General features: G+C 61.8%; 7 protein-coding genes. 2 read left to right on the forward strand and 5 right to left on the reverse strand.

Translation table 11 applies throughout. The features are described from left to right. The first annotated feature begins 391 nt into the window (after positions 1–391). Positions 392–1,369: a DMT family transporter gene (locus tag VGH41_RS09910; protein ID WP_331597225.1), complete on the forward strand. Its 978-nt coding sequence runs from the start codon at positions 392–394 to the stop codon at positions 1,367–1,369. 34 nt (positions 1,370–1,403) lie between these two features. Here VGH41_RS09910 and VGH41_RS09915 read toward each other — a convergent pair whose 3' ends face one another. Continuing rightward, a complete protein-coding gene (locus tag VGH41_RS09915) occupies positions 1,404–1,736 on the reverse strand; it encodes an RnfH family protein (RefSeq protein ID WP_331597226.1) in 333 nt (110 codons plus the stop codon). Continuing rightward, positions 1,733–2,170: a type II toxin-antitoxin system RatA family toxin gene (locus VGH41_RS09920; RefSeq protein WP_331597227.1), complete on the reverse strand. Its 438-nt coding sequence runs from the start codon at positions 2,168–2,170 to the stop codon at positions 1,733–1,735. The genes VGH41_RS09915 and VGH41_RS09920 overlap by 4 nt, the downstream gene beginning before the upstream one ends. A 100-nt stretch (positions 2,171–2,270) precedes the next feature. Between VGH41_RS09920 and smpB the strand changes: the two genes are divergently transcribed. Next, entirely contained in the window at positions 2,271–2,717 is a 447-nt protein-coding gene (smpB, locus tag VGH41_RS09925; RefSeq protein ID WP_331597228.1) for an SsrA-binding protein SmpB, read from the forward strand. 163 nt (positions 2,718–2,880) lie between these two features. Here the strand turns inward: smpB and VGH41_RS09930 are convergent, their stop codons facing one another. The 3 genes from VGH41_RS09930 to VGH41_RS09940 all read right to left on the reverse strand — a co-directional run. Further along, entirely contained in the window at positions 2,881–3,813 is a 933-nt protein-coding gene (locus tag VGH41_RS09930) for an SPFH domain-containing protein (protein ID WP_331597229.1), read from the reverse strand. Positions 3,814–3,894: 81 nt separating this feature from the next. Further along, complete coding sequence (locus VGH41_RS09935; protein WP_331597230.1) at positions 3,895–4,338, reverse strand: NfeD family protein; 444 nt, start codon at positions 4,336–4,338, stop codon at positions 3,895–3,897. 161 nt (positions 4,339–4,499) lie between these two features. After that, the coding region (locus VGH41_RS09940) for a putative PEP-binding protein (protein WP_331597231.1) at positions 4,500–5,383 on the reverse strand (884 nt) is incomplete at its 5' end.

Here is a 5,383-nt window from a genome sequence, read left to right on the forward strand (position 1 = left end):
CCGGGTCTTGAGGCTGGTGTCGCGCGGCAGAACATCGGAGAAGGCCGGGACGAGGAGCACGTCATCGAACGTGAGTGCTGTTTGGATCAGACGCATGGCAAATCCTATAGGCGCAAAAGCGAATTATACGCGATACCTCCCTGGTTTTCACTGCACGAACAGCAGCTTAGCGAATTTCCCGGCATTTTCCAGGGTCTTTCCGGCGCGGCGCAAGGGGCGAATTTCGCTTCTCCGTTCGGGTCGGGTTCGATCCGGTTTCGTTTGCCCCATTCGGAAAACGGACTCCGAAACCACGGCCCGCAAGCGGCGCTGAAGTGCAGGATCGAACAAGACGGGCGGCCCGGCAACAGGCTATTCTTCGCCCCTGTTCAGCCTTATTCCGGAGTAGTAGATGCAGCGTGGTGTGGCATACGGCGTCATGGCCGGGGCGTTGTGGGGCATGGTTTTTCTGGTGCCGCGGATGTTGCCCGATTTCTCACCGCTGCTGCTGAGCGCGGGCCGCTACGTCATGTACGGCATCGTCTCGCTCGCCGCCGCGCTGCCCATGGCGCGCCCGCTGCTGACCCGCCTCACCCGCGCGGACCTCGTCGCGCTGGTCAAGCTGGCACTGGCCGGCAACCTGCTCTACTACATTCTTCTGACGAGCGCCGTGCATCTGATCGGGATTGCGCCGTCGTCGCTGATCGTCGGCGTGCTGCCGGTCACGGTCACGCTGCTCGGCCGGCGCGACCACGGCGCCGTGCCGCTGGCGCGGCTCGCGTGGCCGCTCGCCATGGTGGTGGCCGGCATCGCGTGTATCAACGTCGATGTGTTCACGACCGCGAGCAGCGCCGCGGGTGCCAGCGTGCTGACGAAGCTCCTCGGCGTGGCCTGCGCGGCCGGCGCGCTCGCCTGCTGGAGCTGGTTCGCGGTCGAAAACGCCCGCTACCTGCAGCGCCAGACGCATTTCAGCGGCAACGAATGGTCGGTGTTGTGGGGCGTGGTGACCGGAGCGCTCGGCGCGGCGTTGTGGCTCGTCATCGCCGGATTGCCGTCCGTCGCTGTGCAGAGTCCGCTCGCCGAGGCCCACTGGCATAGCTTCTGGCTGCTGAATCTGGGTCTCGCGATCGGCGCGTCGTGGCTCGGCAACGGTCTGTGGAACGCTGCGTCAAAACGGCTGCCGCTCACGCTATCCGGTCAGATGATCGTGTTCGAGACGTTGTTTGCGCTGCTTTACGGGTTCATTTACGATCACCGGCTGCCGCGTCCGCTGGAAATGGCGGCAATCGCCTTGCTGGTCGCGGGCGTCAGCTGGTCGGTGCGGCAGCACGCGGATGACGATGCGGGCGCCCCGTCTATCGAAGACAAGGCGCAGGCCTCCGCGCATTGAGGGAACAGGCTGGCGGCGGCTTGCGGCGGGACGCCTAGCGCGAGTCCCGATTGGTCCACTTGCGCCCTTCGACCGACCCCGCCTTGCGGGTCTTTTCAACGCGCCGCTGACGCGCGGCCTTCGGGTCGACGCTCAAGGGCCGGTAGATTTCCACCCGATCGTGGTCCGCCAGCACGGTATCGAGCGGCTTGAGCTTGCCGAACACACCGACTTTCTGCCTGGCCAGATCGATCTGCGGATAACGCTGAAGAATGCCGCTCGCGTCCAGTGCCTGCTGCACGGTCGCGCCCTCGGGCAACTCGACGGCGATCAATGCCTGCTCGCCGGGCAACGCATAGCAAACTTCGATCGACAGCCGCGTGCTCATGACTTACCGTAGCGCTGGTCGGCGCGCTTCACGAACGATTCGACGAAGGTGTTGGCAATGTGACTGAACACCGGCCCGATGATCTTCTCGAGAATGATGTTGGTGAATTCGTAGTGCAGCGCGAATTCGATCTTGCACGCATCTTCGCGCAGCGCCGTGAAGCGCCAGTAACCGGTGAACTTGCGAAACGGACCGTCCGCAAATTCCATGTCGATGCGCGTGGGGCGCTGCATACTGTTGCGGGTGGCGAAATGCTGCTTGATGCCCTTGAAGTTGATGTCGATTTTCGCCTCCATGCCCGCTTCGTCCTGGCGGCGGATTTCAACGCCTCCGCACCAGGGAAGGAAGTTGGGGTAATCGGCGACGTCGGTGACGAGGTCGAACATCTGTTCCGCCGAATGGCGTATCAACACGGTTTTCTGGACATCTGCCATAAATTGGACAGCACGTGGCAAGGGTGGACAAGCGCCGCGGGCTTTCCATGCCCCGCTTTGCTAAAATCGCAATTTTAAACGAGTTGGGCACTTTCCATTCATGAGCATCATAGACAACAGAAAAGCCTTCTACGACTACTCGGTCGAAGAACGCTACGAAGCAGGGCTCGTGCTCGAAGGATGGGAGGTCAAAGCCCTGCGCGCCGGCCGTGGCCAGATCAAGGAAGGCTACGTGGTGATCAAGAATGGCGAACTGTTTTTGATCGGCACGCACATCAGTCCGCTGCCCGAGGCCTCCACGCACATCAACCCGGACCCGGTACGCACGCGCAAGCTGCTCCTGCATAGCGAGGAAATCAGCAAACTGATCGGCAAGGTCGAACAGCGCGGCTATACGCTCGTGCCGCTGAACTTCCACTACAAGGGCGGCCGCGTCAAATGCGAAATCGGCCTCGCGAAGGGCAAGAAGCTGCACGACAAGCGCGAAACGGAGAAGAAGCGCGACTGGGAACGTGAAAAGGCACGCCTGATGCGCACGCCGACCTGACCAGGTGCGGCCTTCAACCCGCTCCAGCGCTGGTTGAACCACAAAAACTGGCCCGCTTGAATCGCGGGCCATTTTGTTTGAAACGCGTTGGGTTCCGTCGCGCACGCTATTGCTGGCAGGCTCCTTGAAGCCGCACCAGTTTGCGCACCGGGCCTGCGCCCATTTACCGCACCTCGACGCCGCCCTTGCCCTTTGTGACGATGGTGAGCGCCGACGCGATCATCGAGCTCATATCCGCCAGATTGCCCGGCACGATCAGCGTAGTGCCCTGTTTGGCGAGATTGCCGAACGCATTCACATACTGCTCGGCCACCTTCAGATTTACCGCTTCCATGCCACCGTTGGACTGGATGGCCGCCGCAATCTTCTGGATAGCCTGGGAATTGGCCTCAGCTACCGCCAGAATCGCCGCCGCCTGGCCCTGCGCCTGATTGATCGCCGCCTGCCGCTCGCCCTCGGACCTCTGGATGGCCGCCTCGCGGCCGCCCGAAGCGATATTGATCTGCTCCTGCTTGCGCCCTTCCGAAGCCGCAATCAAGGCACGCTTTTCGCGCTCCGCCGTGATTTGCGCCTGCATGGCGTGCAGGATTTCCTTCGGCGGCGTCAGATCCTTGATCTCGTAGCGCAGCACCTTGACACCCCAGTTCGACGCGGCCTGATCGAGCGACGACACGATGCTGTGATTGATGAAATCGCGCTCCTCGAAGGTCTTGTCGAGTTCGAGCTTGCCGATTACCGAGCGCAGCGTGGTTTGCGACAACTGCGTAATCGCGAAGACGAAGTTGCTTGAACCGTACGAGGCCTTCATTGGATCGGTGACCTGGAAGTACAGCACGCCGTCGACCTGCAACTGCGTGTTGTCGCGCGTGATACAGACCTGGCTCGGCACATCCAGCGGGATTTCCTTGAGGACGTGCTTGTACGCGATGCGGTCCACGAACGGCACGACAAAGCTCAAGCCCGGCGTGAGCGTCGCGTGATAGCGGCCGAGCCGCTCCAGCACCCAAGCATGCTGCTGCGGCACGATCTTGATAGTCTTTGCCGCGATCACGATCACGATGACGAGAAGCGCCACTCCGACGATGGTCGAATCCATACTTGCTCCAGTTTCTGGTCTGAGTTGTTATGTTGCGCCGGTGCGCCGGAGCGCCGCTGCGCTGTGTTTGCTGTAGCCCGATCAGTTGTCGCCGGCGCGCTTGCTGGCCACGACGATCAGCCGGCTGCCATCCAGCGCGCTGATCTCATAGACACGCGCATCTTCAGGTTCGCCCGGCGCCAGTTCCACGTCCCACGCGGCGCCCCGGTAGTTCGCGCGCGCCTTGCGATCACGCCAGGCCGGTACCGCGAGGGTCTGGCCGATATCCAGATTCACGTCGGGATTGATTGCCGCCGCCTTGCGCGTCTTGCGGCCAAAGCGCGAGCGCCGCAACAGGAGCACGGCGGCGAGCGCCACCAGGGCCGCCAGGACGAATTGCACGTCGACGTTCGCGCCCGCGAGGCGCGCGAGAGCCGCGGCGATGAAACCCAGCGCGATCATCAACAGATAGAAAGTACCGCTCATCAACTCCAGCACGATGAGCACACCGGCCCCGACCCACCAGAACAGTCCCGCTGGCGCCACGTCGATCTCCCAAAGCCACAATGCAAAACACCCCGGATATACCGGGGTGTTTATAGCACGAAGCCCGCGCGTTTTATTGCGCGGCGCGATCCGCCTTCCGGCATCTTGACGGAATTTTAACTAAACCGCGCCGCACTTATGCGGGTTGCTTATTTCGTTGCTTATTTTGCCGCTGACTTCGCCAGCGCCTGCCACGTCTCGACGATCGTGTCCGGGTTCAGCGAGATCGACGCGATGCCCTCGTCGGTCAGCCATTGCGCGAAGTCCGGATGATCCGACGGGCCCTGACCGCAAATGCCCACGTACTTGTTCAACCGCAGGCAGGTTTCGATCGCGCGCTTGAGCATGAACTTGACAGCCGGATCGCGTTCGTCGAAATCTACCGCCAGCAGTTCCATGCCGGAATCGCGGTCGAGACCCAGCGTGAGCTGCGTCAGGTCGTTCGAGCCGATCGAAAAGCCGTCGAAGAACTGCAGGAACTCTTCGGCGAGGATTGCGTTCGACGGCACTTCGCACATCATGATCAGCCGCAGACCCTTTTCACCGCGCTTCAGGCCAAACTTGCCGAGCAGCCCGACCACCTTCTCGGCCTGCTTGAGGGTACGCACGAACGGCACCATGATCTCGACGTTGTCGAGGCCCATCTCTTCGCGCACCTTCTTCAGCGCGATACATTCCATCTGGAAGGCTTCGGCGAAGTCTTCCGCGATGTAACGCGAGGCGCCGCGGAAACCCAGCATGGGGTTTTCTTCATCCGGCTCGTAACGCGAACCGCCGATCAGCTTCTTGTACTCGTTCGACTTGAAGTCCGACAGACGCACGATCACGGGCTTCGGATAGAACGCAGCGGCAATCGTGGCGATCCCTTCCGTCAGCTTGTCGACGTAGAACGCGCGCGGCGATGCATGGCCGCGTGCGACGCTTTCGACCGCCTTCTTCAGATCCTGATCGACGTTCGGGTACTCGAGAATCGCCTTCGGATGCACGCCGATATTGTTGTTGATGATGAACTCGAGGCGCGCGAGGCCCACGCCTGCGTTCGGCA

Origin of the sequence: Paraburkholderia sp. (genome assembly GCF_036488795.1) — a bacterium.
Taxonomy (GTDB): Bacteria; Pseudomonadota; Gammaproteobacteria; order Burkholderiales; family Burkholderiaceae; genus Paraburkholderia.

Excerpts from the sequence above, each read along its gene's own strand:
- VGH41_RS09910 (WP_331597225.1), top strand. The coding sequence starts at position 392 with ATGCAGCGTGGTGTGGCATACGGCGTCATGGCCGGGGCGTTGTGGGGC.
- VGH41_RS09915 (WP_331597226.1), bottom strand. The coding sequence starts at position 1,736 with ATGAGCACGCGGCTGTCGATCGAAGTTTGCTATGCGTTGCCCGGCGAG.
- VGH41_RS09920 (WP_331597227.1), bottom strand. The coding sequence starts at position 2,170 with ATGGCAGATGTCCAGAAAACCGTGTTGATACGCCATTCGGCGGAACAG.
- smpB (WP_331597228.1), top strand. The coding sequence starts at position 2,271 with ATGAGCATCATAGACAACAGAAAAGCCTTCTACGACTACTCGGTCGAA.
- VGH41_RS09930 (WP_331597229.1), bottom strand. The coding sequence starts at position 3,813 with ATGGATTCGACCATCGTCGGAGTGGCGCTTCTCGTCATCGTGATCGTG.